The sequence below is a fragment of the Exiguobacterium sp. SRB7LM genome (assembly GCF_015712685.1).
GTDB lineage: Bacteria > Bacillota > Bacilli > Exiguobacteriales > Exiguobacteriaceae > Exiguobacterium > Exiguobacterium profundum.
On record NZ_VWVR01000006.1, the window covers coordinates 137,241 to 159,868 of the forward strand.

A 22,628-nucleotide genomic window follows, 5' to 3' on the forward strand; every position below is an offset into this window, starting at 1 on the left:
TCTATCTTACTCTGATAGGCAGGGTTAAGCAAAAAAAATCCCGCTCCAGAGAGCGGGATGAATGTTATGCAGCTTTCGCTGTCAATTTGACGTCGACATTGCCGCGCGTTGCTTTTGAATAAGGACACACTTGGTGTGCTTCTTCGACAAGGCGCTCTGCTGTCGCTTGGTCGACACCTTTGATTTCGACTTCAAGTTCGACTGAAATGAAGAACCCTTCATCGTTTTGGTTTAATGTGACGTGACCTGTGACGCTTGAACCGTCTGTCTTCACACGTTCTTTTCCGATGATGAGGTTGAGGGCACTACCGAAGCAAGCCGCATAGCCAGCTGCGAAAAGTTGTTCCGGGTTTGTCGCACCGTCTACGTGTTTCGCGCCAGGCATCGAGACGTTCATGTCGATGACGCCGTCAGTTGATTTCACGTGACCTTCGCGGCCACCGATTGCTGTTGCTGATGCTGTGAATAGTGATTTCATGATTGAATTCCTCCATTTCGTTTTTGACAATTAAGTTGTGCACAATTTAAATTATAAAGCAGTCAAAAAGTTTCGCAAGTGATATGCTTGGCTAAAGAAGAGTACGGAGGATTAAGTATGGACCAATCGTTAAAGTTAGAACATCAAATCTGTTTTCAATTGTATACCGCCTCAAAAGAGCTTACCCGGTTATATCGCCCAATTTTAGCACCGCTAAACCTGACGTATAGTCAATATCTCGTGATGCTTGTCTTATGGGAAGAGGATGGAATCGATTTGCGACAACTCGGATCGCGGTTGACCCTCGACTCTGGGACATTGTCGCCGCTCGTCAAACGGCTAATCCAAATCGGCTATGTTGAGAAGAGTCGTGCGACGGACGACGAACGAAAAATCATCGTTCGTTTGACCGAGAGCGGTAGCGCGTTGCGTGAGCAGGCGGCGAATGTACCGCTACAAGTAAGTGGTATGCTGAATATAGACGAAGCGACGTATGTCGCATACATGGAGATGCTTACCGATATCAAGACGAGACTACACGATTTCGGGGAGCGTCAGCGCGAGCAGTAAGGAAGGAGGAGCCATGTTTCGAAAATTGATCATCCTCTTGATGGGGATTGGACTTTATATGGCTTGGCAATATGAGATGCCGAACGTCTCTGCCCCGACGAGCATTCAGGTTGAGTCTGAGGTGGCGACCGAACGAGCGACAGACGCGCCAAAGTTCGCAAGTCAGTATGCCGGGCATGACTGGTATTTGGTCGAACGTGGTGGTGACCGCGGACTTGAACTGATTGATGAGGACGGTGCGAAAAAAGGATTCTATCAGTTCGAGACAGGCAGCACGTATCGAGGTCTCGTACTGAATGAAACGACTCGTGATCAAGTCGAGGACATCGGCTTCGAGGCGGTGACTTCGTATAATAAGGGATTGAATCGATACTTGATTCCGGACGATCCATCGTTTTCCGTTTTTGCAATCGATGGTCAGTATGTCACTTTCTTTTTTGACCAGCATGATGATGACCTCCTGAAAGGGATCTTGTCGGTCGACCGCCGTGTCGAAGAGGCGAGTGAGGGGTACTATGGTGATTTGTCGAAAGAGGGAACGGTCGCCAATGAGCAGTTGATGCGCATCCTCATGAACTGGGATCGCGAAAAGTTTGAATTGAACGCTTTAGCCGACTATGAACCGCTCTATCCGGTCGTACGGGCGCATAGTCAAAACATGGCAGAAAACGATTTCTTTAGCCATACAGACCCGGAAGGACAAGACCCGTTCGATCGAATGGATGAAGCAGGACTTTCGTATTCGATGGCCGGCGAAAACTTGGCGATGGGACAGATGAGCGTGTTCCATGCGCATTGGGGACTCATGAACTCGAAAGGGCATCGTGAGAACATCATGCAGCCGCGCTTCACCCATGCTGCCGTTGGGCTCGCTTACAACGACGACGGTAGTCCTTTCTATACAATTAACTTCATCACACCACTTTAAAAGGATGACTCTTCGGAGCCATCCTTTTTGATATTAGATGAGTTTCTTCACCGCATCCTCAATTTCAGCCGGTGTCGTCTGTGGCGAAAAGCGCTCGATGACGTTTCCATCACGATCGACTAAGAACTTCGTGAAGTTCCATTTGATCGCCTTCGACCCGAGAAGCCCGGGCGCTTCTTTTGAGAGATAGGTGAAGAGTGGGTGGGCATCCTTGCCGTTCACGTCGACTTTCGCGAACATCGGGAACGATACCCCGTAATTCAGTTGACAGAACTCTTGAATTTCTTCATTGGAGCCCGGGTCTTGATGACCGAACTGGTTGCACGGGAAACCTAAGATTTGTAGGCCCTGTCCTTTATAGGTGTTGTAAAGTGACTCGAGGCCTTCGAGCTGCGGTGTGAATCCACATTTGCTCGCCGTGTTGACGATGAGTAAGACGTCGCCTCTATATGTAGCTAACGGTTGTAATTGTCCTTTCATGTCTACTGCTTCAAAATCATAAATCATGATAATTCCCCCTTTTTTTGTAGTATACCAAGAGAAGGAGACAGACTCGAACTTGAACGCGTTGCGTGCAATCAAATTGTTATGAAATCATGATGTCGCTGTTACATCATTCCGAAGAAAGAATCCGTATAATGAAAAACGTTGTAGAAAGGAACGGTGTTATGCGATTTTTAAAAAATGAATTTATATGGATTGCGCTTATTTTAATCGGACTCTTTTTATCAAGTGCGACGCCTTACTCGGACCAGTCTATCGTTTCGCCACTCGAGCGATTCAATTGGAGCTGGATCGAACCGACGCTAGCGAACGTGCAGTTCGACTATGCAGGAAAAGAAATCTCGCTCGATACGTTGGGGACGACAGGATTGATTGAGTTCTTTATGCGGAAGACGGCACATGTCGTCACGTTCCTCGTTCTCGGTGCATTATTCGTAAAGGCCATCTCGCGAACGAATCTTCATGCGGGACTGAACTTACTCTTCGCCTGGGCACTTGCGAACACGGTGGCGATTTTTGATGAGTATCATCAGAGTTTGACTCCTGAACGGACCGCGCTGTTAGAAGATGTCCTTTTGGATAGTACGGGTGCTGCCGCAGGTGTCATCTTATTCGGTGGGTTGTTATTCCTTCGTTCGAAACGGAAAAATAGCAAACGGGCCGGTTATGTTGCCTTAAGGTAGTCAAACAAATGAATGGGTTACTATGTGAAAAGCGCTTTCTTGAAGTGCTTTTTTTCTTTTTAAAACTATTTTGTGACAACGAACCAAACAAAATATTGTCTATACCCACGTTTTTTAAAGGATAAAACCTAAATTAGGTCAATGTCATACGAATGAAATATAAGTGTAAAATAACTTTTGGTTTAGATTGCTATAATGAGTCACAGAGCGAACGAAATGTCGCGACTTATCTTATAAAAAATAATTGCACGACTATAGATAAAAACTACACGGGAATCAGCGGAGGGAAGCACATTGGGTAACTTGAAGAAATTTGCAGCAACAGTCACTCTAGGCGCACTCTTGATCGGCGGAACGTCACCGACTTATGCAGCCTCACTTACAGAGAAGCAGAAGAAAGTACAAGAACAACGACAAAAGAATAGCAGTGAACAGTCGAAAGCAAACTCTTCGATTCAATCACGTGAGCAAGCCATCAGCAAAGAGCAGCAAGAGATCAACAAGTTAGATGCTGAACTCCAAGACGTCATCAACGATGTCGCTCAGAAAAAAGCTGAGATTCGTGCAACTGAAGAAAAAATTAAAAAGCTTCAAGCACAAATTAAAAAGTACGAAGCGAAAATGAAAGCACAAGAAGATCTTATGAAAGATCGTATGGCGACGATGCAAAAGAACGGTGGCTCGTCAGTCAATTGGGCTGAGTTCATCTTCGGTTCTAAAGACTTCGGTGATTTGATCACACGCATGATCACAGCTGGTACAATCCAAGAGAACGACCAACAAATCTTCGAAGAATACGAAGCAACGAAAGAAAAACTCGCGAAAGCGCAAGCTGATTTGAAAGCAGAGCGCGATTCACTCGTGAAGCAAAAAGAAGAACTTGAAAAACGTCAGAAAGAGCTCGATCAAAAAATGAAAGAGCGCGCTGCGAAAATCAAGAAACTTGAAGCTGAAAAAGTGAAGTTCGAATCGAAACTCATGAGCCTTCAAGAGATGGAAGATACGCTCAAAGCTCAAGAACAAGCGATTCAATCAGAAATCGAAGCGCAACGTCGTGCTGAAGAAGAAGCACGTCGTGCAGCGGCAGCAGCTGCGGCGGCGAAAAAGCAACAAGGTTCAAGCTCGAATAGCGGTTCAAGTGCTTCAACAGCACCGGTAGCGTCTGCACCAGCAAGCGGTGGCATGTTCCAACGTCCAGCAAGCGGTCGCCTCTCACAAGGATGGGGTCCAGCAAGCGGTGCGAACGGCTACTCGTTCCACAACGGTCTTGATATCGCAGGTCCAGTCGGTACACCGATCTATGCAGCACAAACAGGTACGGTCCTCCGTGCAGGTTGGGGTGGCGCATACGGAAACCATGTCATGATTGCACACGTGATCAACGGGCAAGTATGGACGACAGTATACGCTCACATGAGCTCGGTATCAGTTTCTGCGGGTCAACGCGTGTCACAAGGACAAAACCTTGGCGGCATGGGTAGCACAGGGAACTCGACAGGTTCACACCTTCACTTCGAGATTCATCGTGGCGGCTATTCGTACTCTTCATCGAGCGCGGGAAGCACAGTTAACCCAGCATCATTCTTCTAAACACAAAGACAGTGATCGACGAACGCGTCGATCACTTTTTTGTTGCCTGATAGACGATGAACGTCAAGAGTGCGGCACCGATGACGCTGAGCCATAGCGTATCGAAGTTTGGGTCATCGAGCATGCTCCGGCCCCCGAGGAACACCATATAGCCGAGTATCGCGAGCGTGACAAGTGTCAAAGCGGTCACTCGGATTTGTCGCGGGATACGTAGCCACCAACCGAATAATCTGTTCATGAAAAATCGCCTCCTCTATTAGTATAGGGGAGGCGATGTGTTTCATCTAGCGAGTCGGACCCAGGCAGAGTCCATGATTTGTTGGTAACCGACTTCCCGATAGATTTTGTTCGACGTCGGGTTCGTCAAGTCAGTGTAGAGGACGCAGAATGATTTTGTCTCGAGTAGCTGTCGGCTGAGGTCGGCGACGAGACTTCGTGCATACCCTTTTCCTCGTGCACTAGGTGATGTGTAGACGAACGAAACAGTGATTCCGTTCTCGGTTGGACGTGCGCGTTTCGCACACGAGACGACCTGTCCATCGACTTCCCAAAAGACAGCTTCTTCCCTGTCGAGCATCGTCTGTACAGCCTTCGTCACCTTCTCTGGTGGAGATGATCGGAGACCTGATTCAGTTTCGAAGGCAATATACCAAGCCTCAAGCTGCGCCTGATCGGCAATCGTCGCTTCTCGCATGTGGCCTTTTGCCATGTCGATGTCTTTCACGCTGTCGAGGCGATACAGACCTTGGGACATGAACATCTCGCTCGTCCCAGATGTAATCTCTTGCCACGCTTTCGCAAAACGTTCCGCCTGCTGTCGTTCCGATACGACTTCCGAGAAGGGGACTTCTTCTTTCAACAGGTGGGGGATGATGAAAGACGGGAGGAGGTCCGAGCGCTCCGTCTTCACGACGATATAGTGAAGTGGATGCGGTGGTGTCACTTGGAGGATGGCGAGAAGCTCTCCGTCCTCTTCGACTGTGAACTGATGAAACGTTTCATAGATTCCTTGTTTGACGTTATTCAAGACGCCGATCATGAGGCTATTCTTTGCCTCCTCGTCGAGTAATGCCGTCATGACGCGGTCTGAGAAGTGATCAGGGTCTTTCCATTCCATCCATTCCATATGTATCTCTCCTTTATTATATGTAGACAAAAACGGACAAACCTGATGGCTTGCCCGTTTATAAGTCGTTCATTATGCGATATCTTCTTGTTTCGATGACGTGTTGTCGAGAAGTTTTGTGTTGTGTTTGAAGTAGTGGATAATCTTCGCGATGGCACCGTCACCCGTGACGTTTGTCGCTGTCCCGAAGCTATCTTGTGCCAAATAGAGCGCGATGACCAAGCTTTGCATCGTTGCGTCGAACCCGAGGATCGAGCCAAACAATCCAAGCGATGCCATGACGGCTCCACCCGGTACACCTGGTGCTGCAATCATCGTCACACCGAGTGCAAGGATGAATGGAAGCACGATGGCGTAAGACATCGGCATGCCGTTCAAGTACATGAGCGCGACACCGACCGATGTGAGTGTGATTGTCGACCCTGACAAATGGATCGTTGCCGAGAGCGGGATGACGAAGTTCGCGACACCTTCGTCCGTGTTGTTCAACTTCGCTTGGCGAAGCGTGACTGGGATCGTCGCGGCCGATGATTGCGTCCCGATGGCTGTGAAGTAAGCCGGCATCATCGTCTTGAGCAACTTGAACGGATTCTCTTTGTTGAGACCACCTGCGATTGAATACTGAATCATGAGCATCGTCAAATGAAGGACGATGATTGTGACGAAGACGAGCGAGAAGACCGATAGGATCTCAGCGACTTGACCAGCGTACGTCATGTTCATGAAAATTCCGGCGATGTGGATTGGAAGTAATGGAATAATGACTTTACTGATTAAGAGTTCGATGATATCGCGGAAATCCATGGCGAGGTCGAGTGACCGTTTGCTTTCGATCGCGGCAATCCCGATTCCGATGACGAAAGCTAAGATAAGTGCGGTCATGACACCGAATACAGGTGGAATCTCAAATTCCATGAACCCTTTCAACAAGGCTTCTTCTGGATTTTCGGCTCCTGTCGTCGACCGTGTCAAAATTTGCGGGAACAAATTGCTTGTTGCAAAGTATGCTAATGTTCCGGCGATGATGGTTGATGCGTAAGCGATGAGTGCTGTGAGTCCGACCAGCTTTCCTGCTCCTTTTCCAAGTTCCCCGATACCCGGGATGATAAAAGCAAGAATAATCAATGGAATAGCAAAGCCTAAGAACTGCCCGAAGACCGTGTTGAACGTCACGAACGTCCGAACGATCCAGTTCTGACTTTCTGGTACGATGCTCCCGAGTAAAATACCGAAAGCGATCGCGATGATGATGCGACCTAAGAGGCCAATACGTAATTTCAAATCAATCACCCTTTCTGTTTGTTTGAATAGTTGATATTTTCGCACATTTTACGGAATGTTGCCACCTTCTCTTACAATTTTTCTAAAGAAAGACGTTTGACAACTGTTTAGAAGGGTATTAGAAAATGTTGTACATATCAAGGGAAGGGGCTTCTCCTTTTCCTAATATAAAAACGATGTTATGATTAATTCTGACAGACGTAAAGGAGGGGTGCGCGTGCAGTTACAACGAACAACGATTCACATTGCGGGTCAAGACTATACGATCGTAAGCGAAGAACCCGCTGACCACGTGAGGGAAGTAGGCTTTTTGGTCGACAGTAAGATCCGCGAAATTCGTGAACAATCCCCTCATCTAGATGCTCGTCAGGCAGCGGTCTTGGCTGCGATTCAAATCGCGAGCGACCACGTCAAAACTAAACGAAATATGGGAGAATAATTCAATCCATGGTTACGCTACTTATACTGTTTTTCTTGTTTATCGGAATCGTCAACGGCTTCCGTCGTGGCGCGATTCTACAGCTCGGCCATTGGGTCGCGCTCATCATCAGTTTTCTCGTCGCCAATACGTACTATAAAGAGTTAGCCGAAGCGTTCAAGCTGTGGATCCCGTATCCGTCTCAGCTCGACGGAACGCTCCCGGGTGGCGTATTGGACCTCAATTCCCTTTCAGGGATTGAGATGACATTTTATAACGTCTTTTGGTTCGTCGTCTTGTTCCTCATTACGAAACTCGTCTTGCATCTCATCTTGGCGATGCTTGACTTCTTGACGGACTTGCCAATTTTACGCCAATTAAAAGGTGTGATCGGAGCTGTCCTCGGATTCTTCGAGGCATATGTCATCACATTCTTCATCCTTTGGGTGATTGCGTTCGTGCCGGTGGCGAGCGTTCAAAACGCCGTCGACAAATCGTCGCTAGCGACATATATCATTCAAGACACGCCATATCTATCGGATTGGTTTTCAAATAAGATGTTGTGACACGACAGGCCGGAATGCAAGCTAGTGCTTGTGTCTCGGTCTTTTCTGTGTGAAGAGGGGGAAGCATATGAATAAAGTAGAAGCGATGATGTTGCTCGAAAAAATCGCGCAATATATGGAGATCAAAGGGGAGAACCCGTTCAAAATCAATGCGTTCCGCAAGGCGGCGACAGCGCTCGAGAACACGGACCTTGAACTCGAGGACATCGACGACTTGACGTCCATCTCAGGAATCGGGAAAGGGACGGCTGCAGTCCTTGAAGAGTATCGAGACACAGGACGCAGTGAAGTACTTGAAGCACTGCAAGAAGAGATTCCGTTCGGTTTGATGAAGCTCTTGAAAATTCAAGGGCTCGGTGGGAAGAAACTCGCTAAACTCCGTGAAATCGGTGTCGTCGACTTGGAGTCGCTCATCCGTGTACTCGAAGACGGGACGGCTGCATCACTACCCGGTTTCGGGGCGAAGAGTGTGGAAAAATTACTCGCCGCCGCGAAGAACCTCGAATCACGTCCAGAACGATTGGCTTATGCAGTCATGCGACCGATCGTTGAAGAAATCAATGAGGTGTTAGAGAAGGAGACGCTCGTCTTGCGTCATTCGGTCGGAGGAAGCTTCCGCCGTGCCGAAGAGACGTGTAAGGACCTTGACTTCATCATCGCGACCGAGGAGCCGATTGAGCTACGTGAGAAGCTGCTCGCTTTGCCGTTCATCAACGAAGTGATTGCGGCAGGCGAGACGAAAGTCTCGCTCGTCCTCGAACGTGAAGAGATGGTATCGGTCGATTTCCGTATGGTCGAGCCTGGCGCGTTCGCTGCGACGCTTCACCATTTCACGGGATCAAAAGACCACAACGTCCGCATGCGTCAACTCGCGAAGGCAAAAGGGGAATCCATTTCCGAATATGGGGTCGAGACAGCAGACGGACTGTGGCAACCGGAAACCGAAGAAGAACTGTTCGAACGGTACGGTCTCCCCTTCATCCCGCCTGAACTTCGGGAGGGACATGCAGAGTTCGAACACGACTTATCGAAGCTCGTCACGCTCGAGGACATCAAGGCTGACGCGCACATGCACACGGTCTGGTCGGACGGGAAGTTGACCGTCGACGAGATCGTCGTAGCGATGAAAGATCGCGGCTATGAATGGATGGCCATCACCGACCACGGGAAGTATTTGACGTTCGTCAATGGCTTGACCGAGGAACGACTCGAGGCACAAGGGGAAGAAATCCGAGAAGCCGCGAAGACACATGACATGAACGTGTTACGAGGCGTCGAGATGGATATTCGTCCTGACGGGACACTCGACTATGAACCCGAGTTTCTAGAGACGCTCGACTACGTCGTCGCTTCCATCCATTCGAAGATGGACCAATCGGTCGACGAAATCATGGCACGTCTCGAGAACGCCTGCCGTTCTCCGTACGTCAACGTGATCGCCCATCCAACAGGTCGACTCATCGGTCGTCGGGACGGTTATCCGATCGACGAGGACAAGTTGATCGCACTCGCTAAAGAGACAGGGACGGCGCTCGAGTTGAACGCCAACCCGAACCGCCTCGACTTGACAGCTTCCACGCTCAAGAAGGCGAAGGCAGCGGGCGTCAAAGTGATGATCAACACCGATACGCACCACCCAGATATGATGGAAGACATGGCCCTCGGTGTGTTGCACGCACGGAAAGCCTATCTCGAACCATCGGATATTATCAACTGCTTCACGTTTGAAGACGCCAAGGCGTTCTTTGCGGCGAAGCGATAGAAAGGAACATGCTAGATGGACCACGCGTTACGCGTATTAGAATATGAAAAATTGCGCCAACAGCTTGCCGGTCACGCGGCGAGCTCGCTCGGAAAAGATTTGGCGCTGAAGATGCAACCCGACTACTCATATGACCGGGTGCTCTCGAATTTGAACGTGACGAAAGAAGCGACCGAGGTCGTTCGACTCCGTGACCGTCTCCCGCTCGGTGGCCTCACGGATGTCCGTGCGGAAGTGAAACGGGCCGCGATCGGCTCGGTCCTCTCGACGAGCGAATTGCTCGCCGTTGCTGCCGTCATGTATGGCGGACGCCAAGTGAAAAACTTCTTCGAGAAGCTTCACGAGGATAACGAAGAGATTCGCATTCCACGTCTTGACGAGTATGCGGACAAGTTGACGAAGCTCATCGAGGTCGAACAGGCGATTCGTCATGCGATTGACGACCAAGGGACGGTCCAAGATTCCGCGAGTCCACAACTCCGCGGACTTCGGACACAACTCCGGAGCTTTGAAGGGAGTGTCCGGTCACGCATCGACAACATCCTCCGTAACAATGCGAAGATGCTCTCGGACGCCATCGTCACAATCCGGAACGATCGCTATGTTGTACCGGTCAAACAAGAGTACCGTCAAGCGTTTGGTGGAATCGTCCATGACCAGTCGGCTTCTGGTCAGACACTCTTCATTGAGCCGCAGGCCATCGTCTCCATCAATAACGAGATTCAAGAAGTTCGTCTGAAAGAACGTGCTGAAATCGAGCGGATTTTAAGTGCTCTCTCAAACGAGGTCGGTGGGGTCCATGATGCCATCATGACGAACCTCGACGTGTTGGCCGAACTCGACTTCATCTTTGCGAAAGTCGCGTACGGACAAGAGATGAAAGCGACCGAGCCGAAGTTGAACGACAATCGAGAGATCAAATTGAAACAGGCACGTCATCCGTTCATCCCGAAAGATGAGGTCGTGCCGATCACGGTCGAGCTCGGAGAAGACTACACGTCACTCGTCATCACCGGACCGAACACCGGCGGGAAAACCGTCACATTGAAGACGATTGGACTCCTTCAATTGATGGTGCAATCAGGTCTCTACGTGCCGGCAGAGTTTGGGACAGAGCTTTCCGTGTTTGACGCGGTCTATGCCGATATCGGGGATGAGCAATCGATTGAACAGAGTCTCTCGACGTTCAGCTCACACATGACGAATATCGTCGGCATGCTCGACAAGATCGACTTCATGTCTCTCGTCCTCTTCGATGAGCTCGGTGCCGGGACGGACCCACAAGAAGGGGCCGCCCTCGCCATCGCCATCTTAGATGAAGTGAAACGCCGCGGGGCACGTGTCGCGGCGACGACACACTACTCGGAACTAAAGGCTTACGCGTATAACCGCGAAGGTGTCATGAACGCCTCGATGGAGTTTGATATCGAATCGCTCAGCCCGACGTACCGTCTCTTGATTGGCGTACCGGGTCGCTCGAACGCCTTTGAGATCAGTCGTCGTCTCGGACTGTCTGAGCAAGTCATCGACAAGGCACGTAGCCACGTCGGTAGTGACGCGGAGTCGGTCGAATCGATGATCAATGAGCTTGAAGCGGCGAAACAACGCGCCGAGCAACTCGAGCAAGAGCTCATCGTCAAGCGCCATGACTTCGAAGAAGAGCAGGCGGCGTTCGAGGCGAAGATGACCGAATTCGAGCGCGAGCGCGACAACTTGTACAGCGCGGCCGAGGCGAAAGCCGAGAAGGCCGTCGAGCAGGCGAAGCGTCAGGCGAACGAAGTCATCGACCGCTTGAAGAAACTCCGAGAGCAAGGAATCGTCAAAGAGCACGAGATTATCGCGGCGAAGAAAGAGCTCGAATCGGCAAAACCGACGCTTCAAGAGAAAAAGATCCAAAAAGTGAAACAAAAAGCCCAGCAGAAACGTACGTTCAGTAAGGGCGAAGAAGTGAAAGTGACGACGTTCAATCAAAAAGGCTACATCGTGAAACAAATCAATGACAATGAGTATAACGTCCAAGTTGGCATCATGAAAGTGAATGTTAAAGCGGACGACCTTCAGAAGATCGGTCCATCGAAAGAGAAGTCGCTTCAGTCGAAAGGCAGCTCGCTCAAACGTCAGAGCTCGACGAAGTCCGAGCTCGACCTCCGTGGCGTTCGTGTCGAAGAGGGACTCATGCGTCTAGACAAGTATATCGATGAAGCACTCGTGTCGGGCTATGATAACGTCCGCATCATCCACGGATTAGGTACCGGAGCGATGCGTCAGGCGACACAAGAATTTTTAAAAGGACATCGTCACGTGAAGAGCCAGCGCCCAGGAGGAATGGGTGAAGGTGGACTCGGTGTCACGGTCGTCGAACTGAAGTAAGGGGAGTCGGGAATGGGTACGATTACGTTTGCCGTTATGCTGGAGTCGTTCGGCCTCTATTCGATGGCGGGACTGATGATTGTCGTCGGTCTTGCCATCTTCGAGGTGACGACGCCGTACAGCAACTGGCGTGAGATTCAAAAAGGAAATATTGCCGTCGCCTTGGCGACAGGCGGGAAGATTGTCGGTCTCGCCAACATCTTTCGTGTCGTCGAGAGCCATCATGATAGCACAATCGACATCTTCGTCGGGGGTGGGTTCGGATTCATTTTGCTCCTCGCGACATACTGGTTGTTTGAATTTTTGACACCGACACTGAAGGTGAACGATGAGATTCAACAAGGGAATATCGCCGTCGGATTGTTGGCATTCTTGCTGTCGATTGGGGTCTCCCTCGTCGTCGGCGCGGCATTGGTGAGGTGAAGACATGGTATACGAACGATTGGCAAAGATTTTGTTCATCGGGGCCGGGCTGTTCTTAGTGGCAGCGGCACTATGGTATATCTTTTATTAATCAAACTCTTATACTTCTGAAAGTTAATCAAAAGTGAAAATGGGGAGATTTTATGTATATCTCGATTATGAAAAATCGACAAGAGGAATTAAAGGTTTTAAAAGACATGAATTTCTTTTTTGGAGATTCATTAATTCCTTATATTGAAATCATAAAAGATGAATATGAAATTAATTATGAAATTGATGAATCTACTGGAGATTTCGTTTACGAAAAGAAACCTGGAAAAACGAGAAGAAATAGAATCAAACTCCCAAAAAGAGAAGAGGATATAATAACTCTTGAGTTACTACAAAAAAGATTGAAGGGTAAAAAATGTTTTATTGATTTTTTTAGATTTACAAATGAAGAGTATGGAAATAATGTCTTTAAAGGCATAGAACTATCAATTAAGTTGAGTAGGGATTTCAACTATTATCGAAGTAGAATTTTAGAAATAGGAAATTATGAAAATATGATTCCTGTTGTTTCGATTAAACGCAACTTAAAAATAAGCGAACCAGATTTAACAAATTTGATAAAAGAACTAAGAATTAAAAATTCTGAGATTGCAATTAGAATCGAAGATCATTTGTTAGAAGACTATAGTTTGTTTTTAGAGAACAGTATGAATGAACGTGATTTTTTAATGTTAGATATCAGAAGTCAGAATGTGGATTCAAAATTTATGGAGTTAGATGAGTTTCAAGATTTAGATGTTGAATCATCAAAAATTATTTTTAATTCTCCACGATCAAGAATCTATAAAAATGGAGACTATGAAAATTTAGTATTTACAAAAAAAATAGATAATAAGGTTGCGAAAGTGTACAAGCAATATGAATTGAATGGTTTTGGAGACTATGGTGGGTTAAAAGATGATCTTCCGAAAGATCCAAGTGGTGGCAATGGAATGGGGGCAGCGCTGGCTTTGATATATCTGAAAGAAAAGAATCAATTCTATTCAATAGTTAATGAGGACACAAGCAAAGGTGTAAAAGGTTATGAATATATAAGAGATGAAGTTATAAATAATTTAAGCTTATTAGATGGAGATAATAGTTGCATAGCAATAAAAAAAATTAAGGCGATGCAAGTGAAGTATGGTAATTGGGGAACATGGAGTAACCTAACATTAACACGATATATCCAACAACAGTCAAAGAAGTAGTATATCTTAATTAAAGATATACTACTTTAGGGGAAAGTGTATTTTTAAAAAACCATTGGTAATCTATTTCAAATATTTCACTTCTATTTTCTGATAAAAACCGCCATTTGGATTCGTACTTATTTTTTATGCAAAGTTTAAATTTTATGTTTATTTTTTGTGAAGAATGACTATTTATTACGAAGTTAATCATTTCCTCTTTTGATTCAGAATAAAAACAATCAAAATAGTTAATTAAGTCTAGTTTGGTTAAAATAGAAAGTTGATCGTAACTTTGTATTTTGTCTGATTTGATTGCTTTTTTTGTTTTTTTAAAGATATATCTTTTTGAAAGGGTTGTGTGATACGTATAGATACCACAACTCTCTGGTAGGTAAGGAAGAATTGAATCTACGTTGTTTACAGAACATATAACAAATACGTATTCGAAAACTTTAAAATAATCATCTAATTGTTGTTTAAGTCTTTTTGGTGTATCTAGTTCGGTTTTAATTTCAAATGCGGTACTAAATCGCCCTAGCTTACATAAGTCTAATCTGCTTTTTCCCACATTTAATTCAAATATTGAAACATGGTTATGTTCTTTGAAAAGAACATTATTTAAAAATGTAGACTTTATTGACACTTCGTTTGGATAATTACTTAATAAAAAGTTATTAACGAATTCTCGATACGTACTATATTTATCTTCATTGTACAAATGTAACTTATCTTGAAAAACATCTATGACTGTTTCATTAATGTTCACTTCACTAAGTAATGTATAATATTTACTAGACAATTGCTGAGCTAGTTCGAATTTTTCATCTTTCATTCATTGCACTCCATTCCATGTAAAAAGTATAATATACATCGAATTTTGAGGCTACTAATATTCATTTTTCATGAAATTAGAAAAACAAATTATAAATTAATAATCTTTTTAAAAGGAGGGTGAAAATGAAAATATATTATGCAAATCGAAAATTAGAAAAAATATTGAGTGATGAGCGACTTATAAAAAAGCACTATACTCCACTTTATAAGAAATTAATTATCAGACTTTCAGAAATAAAAGTAGCTAGTAGTTTAGAAGATATTCCACATATTCCACCACCTCGGCGACATAAATTAGATGGAGATTTTAGTGAGTGTTGGGGAATAGATATTTCTAAAAACTATCGGATTGTTATAAGTCCATTTGGAGAATGGGACCAAGATGATTTAAAAACAATTAATGCCATAGAAATTCGATCAATCGAAGATTATCACTAGAAAGGAGGCTAAATCATGTCTAACGGATTTATAGTTCATACTGGAAAGTTAGTAAATGACTATTTACAAGTGATGGAAATTGAACCGAGAGAGTGTTCTTTAAAAATAGGTATGAGCGAAAAAGATTTGTCTGAGTTCTTAAACGGAAAAATCATTTTAGATGATGAATATTTAGTTAAGTTACAAGATGTAATTCCTGATATACCTGCTTCTTATTGGATAAATTATAATAAAAAATATATTCAATATATTAGCGAAAAAGAGTCCCAAGTTAATGTTTACAGTATAGATCAATTAAAGAAATTTTCTAATCGTTTTAAATTTAAATCAATTTTTGAAGGATTGGATTGGAGCTTAGAGAGACAAGCTAATGAAATGTTGAAGCTATTAAAAATTGATAGTTTTGAACAATTTGACTTTAGATATTCTAATCTTGAAATTGATTTTATGCAAGATGGCGGAGAATTAGAATCTATTGCTGTTTGGTTAAATTTAGCAGGAGAAGAAGTTGAAATTCAAAATAAGAACTTAGAGGAAGTAAAATTTGATAATGAGAAGTTGATAAAAATGTTGCCGAAATTTAAACTACTCTCATTAAATGATAATTATAAAGACTCTCTAAAGAGTGCAAGGAAATTATTGAATCGCTTAGGCGTGTATCTGGTAGTCTATGATGCTGTTGAAAATAGTAAAGTACGAGGGGCTCTAACAACTTATGAAGGAAGTCCTGCGATTTATTTAACGGGGAGATTTAAAACACATGATCATGTGTGGTTTGCTTTAATGCATGAGATTGGTCATTTATTAAAACATTATGATTCCAACAAGTCGATTATAACTTTCGAAGAAGACTTTCAAGTTGAGACTGATAAAAAAGAGGAAGAGGCAAACGAATTTGCTAGGGACTTTTTTATCGACAAAAAAGATTACACAGATTTTATTAATAATAAAATTTTCAGTTCGAAAGAGATAATGGAGTTTGCTAATTCTCAGAAGGTATTACCAGGGATAGTTGTTGCAAGATTACAACATGATGGACATATAGGGTACGACAAATTGAACTATCTAAAAAATAGATAAAACATTCGTTTTACTCATCTTTTCATAGGTATTAATAATTAAGCGAAATAAAATAAAGTAACGTCGCCTCGAATCGGGGCGACGTTGTTTCGTTTACGGCACGTCAATTTTGACGGTATACACTTTCGGCATGGCGTCACTTGACGCATACAAGACGAGTGTCTTCTCTTTCTCTGGGACGAGGAAGACTAAATCAATTTCGGATTTCTCGCCTGTGAAATAACGAAAACCGTTCTTGAACGCTTTCTTATTGTGGTTGACCAGATCGACTGGACTATATTTTGTCCCGTCTGGTGTGTACATACGAAATCCGTTTGGACGATATTCCATATAACCACCTTGACCGTCATCTGAATGGAAGAGGGAGAGCGGGAGACTCACGAATCGCTTACCATCTTCCGATTCAGTTCCATCCGGTGAAGCGAAGACGGGTTGTCCAACTTGGAATTCACGCTTCTTCATTTGTGGATCTCCAATAAACGTTTGGAACGTGCCGAGGTTCATGATTTTTTGAAGATCATCTTCTTTTGGTGTTGTGTCTTTTGCTTCTTTCGGTTTATCAGCTTTTAAATCAGCCTGTTTCGCACCCGTCGTCTGCGCAGTCGGGGCCGGTGTCGCTTTCGCCACTTCCGTGACCGGTTTGACTTCTGGTGACGTGAAGACGAACAAGCTGATGATCCCAACAACGAGTGCCGTCGCCGTCGTCCCGAGGACGAAGCGGAAGCGTTTCTCGACTTGCTTTTGGTTAACGACGTGCCCACCGATTGCTTCAGCCGGTGTGATGCGGACGGCACGTTCGGCAGGAAGCAATGCACCTAAGACACCTGTCACGACCGGGATGAGGATGGTCGCAAACAAGAACGGCAGCTCTGACGTCGGGAACTGTTGATACATGATCGTGACGATGATGATGGTGAACGTCACACCGAGTAATCCGGCGAAGAAGCCGGTCAACGCGCCTTCTGTCAAGACGAGACGACGGATGGACGTATTCTGCCAACCGAGCGCTTTCAAGACGGCGAGTTGTGGTTTTCGTTCAGAAACGTTTTGCCACATGATCTCGGTCGTCGTGAGCATCGCGATCAGTAAGGCGACCCCCATAGCGACGTAATGCATCGTTCCGACTTCAAGTGCCACGAACTCCCCGATCCACGTCGTATACAAGACGCCTTGGAGGCGGAACGTGACGAACAAGAAGAAGCCGAACAGACTCGTCGGTAAAGCGATGGCGAGAATCGACAACAACGTCCGTGGCCAATACGTCACGAGTTGGTTCAAACTCATACCGACGCTTGAGCGCGAACGGCCGAGACGTCGTCCTTTTGAGACTTCACCGGACTGCATCGTCTCATATGGCTTGATGCGGCGGACGAGTCGAATCGGGATGAGTGTCCCGAGCCAGTAAATCAAGAGACCGGCGAGTCCAATCAATAAGATACGGGTGATTGAAGTCGAGCCGGCCGCCGTCCAAAGGAACGTTCCGAGAATCATCCATGAGATGAGCGCGACCATCGACCCGAGGATCGTGGCTTCTAAGAATAACAGTTTCGACAGCTGACTCGGCCGCCAACCGAGTGACAAGAGGATGGCAAACTCTTTCTTACGAGCGTATAACATGATGATGTTCGAGCTGAATACGTACAGCATCGCGACGAGGATGACGCTCGCGACGACGCCGGAGAAGCCGAGTTTTGCTTCTTGGAAAATCGTGATCGATGACCCGATTTTAATCCATGGCTGCTGAATCCAACCGAGCGAACTTTCTCCTTTTAAACCAGGGAGATAAGTGACGGCGTATTGTGGAGACGAACCGAGCGTGACATCGGTGATGAGACCGGTCTTGTCTTCAATCTCCTTCGCGACTGCTTGGAGCTTCGCTTCACTTTCTTCGTTCAAGACGTCCACGCCTTTCACGTTGACGCGAATGGCCGAGATGGCCTTGTCACCGGCGATGGCGAACGCCGCGTCGAGTGTCGTCAACATTGACGGTGGTTTCGTCAAGAAGCTATATGGGTTATTCGTCGGTTTGACAGTCGTCGGTGGGTTGACCGGCTCATCCTTCGAGTTCATGACCCATTCGGCGCTTGCCGGGAAATACGTCTCCATCGGGAGTTCCGTCAACGGATCTTTTGACAACTTCAGTTTCGATGGGTCGAATAAGCCGATGTAGTTATATTTTACTTTCGGTGCATCGTTAAGGTCTTCTGCGTATAAATTGGACTTACGATACATACTTTCTTGACCATACTTCACTTGACCCTCAGCGAGGAACGGTTTGATTTGATACGAATACGGCCAACGTTTCGGGAACGGGCTCGTCACGCCTTCATAGACAAGAGGTGACGCCTTCTCGGAAAGCCAAGTGTATTCCACGGTGAGACGAGGATCTTGTGGCTGCGGTTTTCCCTCTAAAATGTGTTTCGTGATATTGTCGTGCATTTGTTGGGCTGTAAAGTCGTATGAGGCGACTGTCGTGCCTTTCAAGCTATCTAGATACTCCCCTTTCCCTTTCTCGAGATAGGTTTTGATAAACGCCTCTTGGTCGCTCGTATCGGCATCGACTTCTTCGATGGTGTAGTTGATCGAGGCATCGACGTAGTCTTTTGTACTCATCAAAATCGGGATTGTCGTGATGTCTTCATCGTAAGGCTCTGGGACATCCTCTTCATTGAAGTAACGACTGAACGCTGTCGCTTGTACGGCATCGTCTAACCCGACGAGTTTCGCTTCGGCGACCGGGTCGATTCCCGCGAGCATGACATCACTTCCGTAACTGAGTGGGAATTCTTCATATAGGGCGGTCGGACCGATGCCGATGTGAGTGGAATCACCGTTTGGCATCCAGCCGACCCAAAAGTAGGCTTTCAAGTCTTGGAAGTCATTGATTTTTTCAATGCCTGTATCGATGAGTGTGTTCATCTTAAGGCGATAAAGACCCGCTTTATCAAACGTGTGCGTTTGCGTGAACGAGCTCGAATAAGTCGACCCAATCATGGCGATTGGTGCCGCGACATCAATGTCGGCAATCTGTTGAATCGTTTCGTACTGTTCGCGCGTGATCCCGCCTTCGAGTCCGCTCATATAGTTCGGTTCGAGCAGGTTCAAGTCCTCGGTCACACTCCGGCTGCCTTCTGGACGCACGACGATGTGATAAGACGAGTCCCAACGTTTTTGCAGCTCGTTGACGACCGTCCCGTTATTAGCCTGCGTCACACCGAGAAGATAGCTGAGCCCGGTACTGACGATGAGCATCCCGACCATGAGCAGGATGAATCGTTCCTTATTCCGCCACCACGAGTTCCAAATGAACTTAAGCATGATGGACGTCGCTCATCGCGACGACCTGCCCGTCGCGCATCTCGATTTTTCGGTTGGCCCGGTCGGCGAGTTCCGGGTCATGGGTGACGAAGAGGACGCCACATCCGTTCTCGCGATTCAAGCGGATCAATAGGTCGAAGATGACGTCACCCGTGTGTGTATCGAGGTTCCCCGTCGGCTCATCGGCGAGGAGCCATTTCGGGCGATGAATGAGGGCGCGGGCGACGGCGACGCGCTGTTGCTGACCCCCGGACAGTTGGGAGGGCAACGAATCGACTTTGTCAGCGAGACCTACTTCCTTCAATAATTCGAGCGCACGTTCGTGAACGTCGTAATCGACTTTTCGTCCGAAGAGCGGGGACATGACGTTCTCAAGTGCTGTCAGTGTCGGGATGAGATGGAACTGTTGGAAGATGAAACCGATATTCTCGAATCGGAAGTCCGCGAGCTGTTTCGCAGATAGCGTCGAGATGGGTTCGTCGTTGAAGAGCAACGTGCCCTCTGTCGGGCGGTCGAGTGTACCGATCAGACTGAGGAGCGTCGACTTCCCAGATCCCGATGGTCCGATGATGGAGATGAAATCTCCGTGTTCGAAGCGAAGGTTGATGTCTTTTAAGGCGACCGTTTTGACGTCACCCGTATCAAAGCGTTTTGTTAAATGTTCGCATGTGAAGTGATAAGCCATACCGTTAAATCTCTCCTTTACCTATGTTATAGTGAAAATATGTAAGAGGACGTAATATTCTGACTATTTTCAGATTAGAGGAAAAACATTCCAATGTATAGCTGTATTTTTTTCAAATGGGGAACGGGTATAGAAGAGTGAGGAGGAGGAGAGAAGATGAAATCATTCGAAATTGAATTCCATTTAATTAACGAAGAAGTGCTGACGTATATGGTGGAGGCGGATACGCGATATGAGGCATTAGAGTCGATCTTTCAAGTGTTTCGACATGCGAGCGATGGCTTCGTACAGTTTGAGGATGAGTTGATTGTGATGTTGGATCATGTGGCGTATGTGAAGGCGTTTGAGGTGGATTGACAAAATAAAAAGAAAAGTGAAATGATATCACTTTTCTTAAATACATATCTTAAAGAATTGATAATGAAGTTGGTCATTTGTTAGTGAGGACTGCTTCTAAGTACGCTGCAAGTTTTTCAGATCGCTTCAGAATTAATTCTTTTGTCCAATAAACACTTGAAGAAGATTCATCCATAAACAAATAGCTATTAATTTTTTCGAATTGTTGTACTTCTTTTCCAGACTTCATCGAAGAGATTAAACGATCTGCTAATACTTGAGTGGTCCAAATTGATGAATCTGCATATACAGATCTCTTCTGATCAAATTGTTTATTGGAAAGTGAAGAGTTTTCATCGTTACCGATAAGTGCAAAATTACCAATTCGATTCACGTATTCTTTATATTCTTCTAAGTCTTCAAAGCCGGAACCTTCTATCAGTTCATTACTAATTGGTGTTCTTGGCATGATGTGTTCCAAAGTGACCTTTTTATTTCGGTTTGACGTTAGAAGAACGGTGTTATCGGAATGACCATAAGCTTCGATGAAACGGAGCAAGTCGTAACCTTTTTTATTGTAGTTTCCTCTGGTGTTCTCAAATTTTCTAGCAAATACAGCTTCTTTTGCAAGCTTAGCTTTCTCTGAAATTCTTCTTTCTAACTCACTTACGAATTGATGATAAGCTTGGTCTTGCCCTTCTCGCTTTAAGTTTGCATTATATTTTTTTATCAACGAAGGTATTTCAGCTTCAATATAGTTAGTTTGCGTATAAGAGAAAATAACACTTGCACCCAATCGAATTGCCAAATCAACAATCTCTGATTTTCTTTGTTCTGATTCATTGTAGAATGGAATGAGGATTGTTTGTGCCTGTTTTAAGTTCAAAAGTTTGAATAAAACATTGAGTAAATGAGTATTTTTAATGAATCCTTCAAACTCTTTACGTTCTAATTTTCCGTAAGTGTATGAAACATCATGCATCTCTGAAACGATTGATAAAACTTCTTCCTTAGATGGATTTAGTTCTGAATAATAGTTAAAGAGTTTATCTTTACGAATGTTTTCTCCAGTGGTTCCTACTAAATAATGCTTTAGGAAGGTTGAAGATTCAACTTTTCTTTTGGGACTGAGTACGAGGTTGTTGTTAAACTTTTTCCACATCTCAGTAAACTTATCTCGTTCATCGTCACTATAGAAATCTTTAGCAAGATTTTTTAAAAGCATGTTTTTTATTAAATCTAGTGGTTCTAAATCTTTCCCCCTGTTATTCAAGATTTCAAATAATTGAAATGCTTTAGATAATGTCGGTGCAGTAGTTACAATTAACATGACTTTATGTTTTATGTAGTTTACAAATTTCAATAATTTCTGATCATCTAATTTAGCGAGTTCTTCTTTTAATACATCATATACTTCTTCAATTTGAGTAGAAGTTTGAGATAGGTTTTTCGAATTAGAATCTGGGCGAATAATGTGCCGATAAGTACTACCAAATTCTAAGCTTTTGTGATGCTGTATTTTAGAAGTTTTAAAATTTGCATCATCGTCAAATAATCCATACCCTTTGTTTAATTCACCTCGGACATTCATCCATTTTTGAATTGTATCAAAGCTGCTTTTATTCTGATGTAAACGATAATCAATTGTTTCTTCTAGAACTTTATATAGTAACGAAAGGGTTGTAAGTCTCTGTTGACCATCAATCACAATTTTGTTTGCAGGTTGGTGATCATTGTTAATCAACACGATATTTCCCAACAAATAGCCGTCTAATAACGAACTTTCCTTTGTAAATTCTTCTGTGTCTTCATTAAAATCTTTAAAGAGCTGTGTAACTTCTTCTTCCCCCCATACAAAATCTCTTTGGAAATCAGGAATTTCGTAAATAAAATCATTATTAAATACGTTAAATATTGATTGGATTTCTGAAGTAATCAATTAGATACAGCCTCCTATTTCATAAAACAAACCTTCAAATAATTGGGTATAATGAAAGTATAGTATTTTAATAGAA

Annotated in this window: 22 protein-coding genes; 13 read left to right on the forward strand and 9 right to left on the reverse strand. The window is 45.1% G+C overall.

Features of this window, described 5'->3' with window-relative positions; all coding sequences use genetic code 11:
- Positions 1 to 64: 64 nt before the first annotated feature.
- Positions 65 to 478, reverse strand: coding sequence for an organic hydroperoxide resistance protein (locus F3H97_RS01510; protein ID WP_015881037.1), 414 nt, complete (start codon positions 476 to 478; stop codon positions 65 to 67).
- 117 nt (positions 479 to 595) lie between these two features.
- On the opposite strand from F3H97_RS01510, the gene F3H97_RS01515 reads away from it, so the two are divergent.
- Positions 596 to 1,048, forward strand: a complete 453-nt coding sequence (locus tag F3H97_RS01515) for a MarR family winged helix-turn-helix transcriptional regulator (RefSeq protein ID WP_159561931.1) — start codon at positions 596 to 598, stop codon at positions 1,046 to 1,048.
- Between the two features lie 13 nt (positions 1,049 to 1,061).
- A complete protein-coding gene (locus tag F3H97_RS01520; protein ID WP_196430377.1) occupies positions 1,062 to 1,976 on the forward strand; it encodes a CAP domain-containing protein in 915 nt (304 codons plus the stop codon).
- Positions 1,977 to 2,009: 33 nt separating this feature from the next.
- On the opposite strand, the gene F3H97_RS01525 is transcribed toward F3H97_RS01520, so the two are convergent.
- Complete coding sequence (locus F3H97_RS01525) at positions 2,010 to 2,486, reverse strand: glutathione peroxidase (RefSeq protein WP_074037960.1); 477 nt, start codon at positions 2,484 to 2,486, stop codon at positions 2,010 to 2,012.
- Between the two features lie 158 nt (positions 2,487 to 2,644).
- Between F3H97_RS01525 and F3H97_RS01530 the strand changes: the two genes are divergently transcribed.
- Entirely contained in the window at positions 2,645 to 3,163 is a 519-nt protein-coding gene (locus F3H97_RS01530) for a VanZ family protein (protein WP_196430378.1), read from the forward strand.
- Positions 3,164 to 3,457: 294 nt separating this feature from the next.
- Complete coding sequence (locus tag F3H97_RS01535; RefSeq protein WP_196430379.1) at positions 3,458 to 4,753, forward strand: murein hydrolase activator EnvC family protein; 1,296 nt, start codon at positions 3,458 to 3,460, stop codon at positions 4,751 to 4,753.
- A 31-nt stretch (positions 4,754 to 4,784) separates the two neighbouring features.
- On the opposite strand, the gene F3H97_RS01540 is transcribed toward F3H97_RS01535, so the two are convergent.
- The 3 genes from F3H97_RS01540 to F3H97_RS01550 form a co-directional block, all read right to left on the reverse strand.
- The gene (locus F3H97_RS01540) at positions 4,785 to 4,991 is read right to left on the reverse strand and encodes a hypothetical protein (RefSeq protein ID WP_159561936.1); all 207 of its coding nucleotides are present in this window, start codon (positions 4,989 to 4,991) and stop codon (positions 4,785 to 4,787) included.
- A 42-nt stretch (positions 4,992 to 5,033) separates the two neighbouring features.
- On the reverse strand, positions 5,034 to 5,879 hold the full coding sequence (locus tag F3H97_RS01545; protein WP_196430380.1) for a GNAT family N-acetyltransferase: 846 nt from the start codon (positions 5,877 to 5,879) through the stop codon (positions 5,034 to 5,036).
- A gap of 72 nt (positions 5,880 to 5,951) precedes the next feature.
- Positions 5,952 to 7,160 (reverse strand): dicarboxylate/amino acid:cation symporter, encoded by a 1,209-nt coding sequence (locus F3H97_RS01550; protein WP_015881046.1) that lies wholly within the window; start codon positions 7,158 to 7,160, stop codon positions 5,952 to 5,954.
- Positions 7,161 to 7,377: 217 nt separating this feature from the next.
- Here F3H97_RS01550 and zapA point away from each other — a divergent pair, with 217 nt between their 5' ends.
- From zapA to F3H97_RS01580, 6 genes are all read left to right on the forward strand, one after another.
- Complete coding sequence (zapA, locus tag F3H97_RS01555; RefSeq protein ID WP_015881047.1) at positions 7,378 to 7,599, forward strand: cell division protein ZapA; 222 nt, start codon at positions 7,378 to 7,380, stop codon at positions 7,597 to 7,599.
- Between the two features lie 8 nt (positions 7,600 to 7,607).
- Complete coding sequence (locus F3H97_RS01560; RefSeq protein WP_196430381.1) at positions 7,608 to 8,144, forward strand: CvpA family protein; 537 nt, start codon at positions 7,608 to 7,610, stop codon at positions 8,142 to 8,144.
- A 67-nt stretch (positions 8,145 to 8,211) separates the two neighbouring features.
- On the forward strand, positions 8,212 to 9,906 hold the full coding sequence (gene polX / locus F3H97_RS01565) for a DNA polymerase/3'-5' exonuclease PolX (RefSeq protein WP_196430382.1): 1,695 nt from the start codon (positions 8,212 to 8,214) through the stop codon (positions 9,904 to 9,906).
- A gap of 15 nt (positions 9,907 to 9,921) precedes the next feature.
- Positions 9,922 to 12,276 (forward strand): endonuclease MutS2, encoded by a 2,355-nt coding sequence (locus tag F3H97_RS01570; protein ID WP_196430383.1) that lies wholly within the window; start codon positions 9,922 to 9,924, stop codon positions 12,274 to 12,276.
- Positions 12,277 to 12,288: 12 nt separating this feature from the next.
- Positions 12,289 to 12,699, forward strand: a complete 411-nt coding sequence (locus F3H97_RS01575; RefSeq protein WP_031421322.1) for a DUF350 domain-containing protein — start codon at positions 12,289 to 12,291, stop codon at positions 12,697 to 12,699.
- A gap of 143 nt (positions 12,700 to 12,842) precedes the next feature.
- Entirely contained in the window at positions 12,843 to 13,940 is a 1,098-nt protein-coding gene (locus F3H97_RS01580; RefSeq protein ID WP_196430384.1) for a beta family protein, read from the forward strand.
- A gap of 10 nt (positions 13,941 to 13,950) precedes the next feature.
- Here the strand turns inward: F3H97_RS01580 and F3H97_RS01585 are convergent, their stop codons facing one another.
- Complete coding sequence (locus F3H97_RS01585) at positions 13,951 to 14,754, reverse strand: sce7726 family protein (RefSeq protein ID WP_196430385.1); 804 nt, start codon at positions 14,752 to 14,754, stop codon at positions 13,951 to 13,953.
- 125 nt (positions 14,755 to 14,879) lie between these two features.
- On the opposite strand from F3H97_RS01585, the gene F3H97_RS01590 reads away from it, so the two are divergent.
- Together F3H97_RS01590 and F3H97_RS01595 are read left to right on the forward strand one after the other, a co-directional pair.
- Positions 14,880 to 15,194 carry a type II toxin-antitoxin system RelE/ParE family toxin gene (locus F3H97_RS01590; protein ID WP_196430386.1) on the forward strand — a complete coding sequence of 105 codons (315 nt, stop codon included), beginning with the start codon at positions 14,880 to 14,882 and terminating at the stop codon, positions 15,192 to 15,194.
- Between the two features lie 15 nt (positions 15,195 to 15,209).
- A complete protein-coding gene (locus tag F3H97_RS01595; protein ID WP_196430387.1) occupies positions 15,210 to 16,274 on the forward strand; it encodes an ImmA/IrrE family metallo-endopeptidase in 1,065 nt (354 codons plus the stop codon).
- A gap of 93 nt (positions 16,275 to 16,367) precedes the next feature.
- Here F3H97_RS01595 and F3H97_RS01600 read toward each other — a convergent pair whose 3' ends face one another.
- The gene (locus F3H97_RS01600; protein WP_196430388.1) at positions 16,368 to 19,592 is read right to left on the reverse strand and encodes an ABC transporter permease; all 3,225 of its coding nucleotides are present in this window, start codon (positions 19,590 to 19,592) and stop codon (positions 16,368 to 16,370) included.
- Positions 19,585 to 20,277: an ABC transporter ATP-binding protein gene (locus F3H97_RS01605; protein ID WP_196430389.1), complete on the reverse strand. Its 693-nt coding sequence runs from the start codon at positions 20,275 to 20,277 to the stop codon at positions 19,585 to 19,587. The genes F3H97_RS01600 and F3H97_RS01605 overlap by 8 nt, the downstream gene beginning before the upstream one ends.
- Before the next feature lie 156 nt (positions 20,278 to 20,433).
- Here F3H97_RS01605 and F3H97_RS01610 point away from each other — a divergent pair, with 156 nt between their 5' ends.
- A complete protein-coding gene (locus F3H97_RS01610; protein ID WP_196430390.1) occupies positions 20,434 to 20,634 on the forward strand; it encodes a hypothetical protein in 201 nt (66 codons plus the stop codon).
- 73 nt (positions 20,635 to 20,707) lie between these two features.
- Here F3H97_RS01610 and F3H97_RS01615 read toward each other — a convergent pair whose 3' ends face one another.
- Positions 20,708 to 22,552 (reverse strand): DUF262 domain-containing protein, encoded by a 1,845-nt coding sequence (locus tag F3H97_RS01615; protein WP_196430391.1) that lies wholly within the window; start codon positions 22,550 to 22,552, stop codon positions 20,708 to 20,710.
- Between the last annotated feature and the right edge of the window lie 76 nt (positions 22,553 to 22,628).

Coding starts and splice junctions, on each gene's coding strand:
- F3H97_RS01545 (WP_196430380.1), bottom strand. CDS start 5,879: ATGGAATGGATGGAATGGAAAGACCCTGATCACTTCTCAGACCGCGTC.
- F3H97_RS01595 (WP_196430387.1), top strand. CDS start 15,210: ATGTCTAACGGATTTATAGTTCATACTGGAAAGTTAGTAAATGACTAT.
- F3H97_RS01575 (WP_031421322.1), top strand. CDS start 12,289: ATGGGTACGATTACGTTTGCCGTTATGCTGGAGTCGTTCGGCCTCTAT.
- F3H97_RS01600 (WP_196430388.1), bottom strand. CDS start 19,592: ATGCTTAAGTTCATTTGGAACTCGTGGTGGCGGAATAAGGAACGATTC.
- F3H97_RS01530 (WP_196430378.1), top strand. CDS start 2,645: ATGCGATTTTTAAAAAATGAATTTATATGGATTGCGCTTATTTTAATC.
- F3H97_RS01610 (WP_196430390.1), top strand. CDS start 20,434: ATGAAATCATTCGAAATTGAATTCCATTTAATTAACGAAGAAGTGCTG.
- F3H97_RS01590 (WP_196430386.1), top strand. CDS start 14,880: ATGAAAATATATTATGCAAATCGAAAATTAGAAAAAATATTGAGTGAT.
- F3H97_RS01580 (WP_196430384.1), top strand. CDS start 12,843: ATGTATATCTCGATTATGAAAAATCGACAAGAGGAATTAAAGGTTTTA.
- F3H97_RS01605 (WP_196430389.1), bottom strand. CDS start 20,277: ATGGCTTATCACTTCACATGCGAACATTTAACAAAACGCTTTGATACG.
- F3H97_RS01510 (WP_015881037.1), bottom strand. CDS start 478: ATGAAATCACTATTCACAGCATCAGCAACAGCAATCGGTGGCCGCGAA.
- polX (WP_196430382.1), top strand. CDS start 8,212: ATGAATAAAGTAGAAGCGATGATGTTGCTCGAAAAAATCGCGCAATAT.
- F3H97_RS01585 (WP_196430385.1), bottom strand. CDS start 14,754: ATGAAAGATGAAAAATTCGAACTAGCTCAGCAATTGTCTAGTAAATAT.
- F3H97_RS01515 (WP_159561931.1), top strand. CDS start 596: ATGGACCAATCGTTAAAGTTAGAACATCAAATCTGTTTTCAATTGTAT.
- F3H97_RS01560 (WP_196430381.1), top strand. CDS start 7,608: ATGGTTACGCTACTTATACTGTTTTTCTTGTTTATCGGAATCGTCAAC.
- F3H97_RS01540 (WP_159561936.1), bottom strand. CDS start 4,991: ATGAACAGATTATTCGGTTGGTGGCTACGTATCCCGCGACAAATCCGA.
- F3H97_RS01570 (WP_196430383.1), top strand. CDS start 9,922: ATGGACCACGCGTTACGCGTATTAGAATATGAAAAATTGCGCCAACAG.
- F3H97_RS01520 (WP_196430377.1), top strand. CDS start 1,062: ATGTTTCGAAAATTGATCATCCTCTTGATGGGGATTGGACTTTATATG.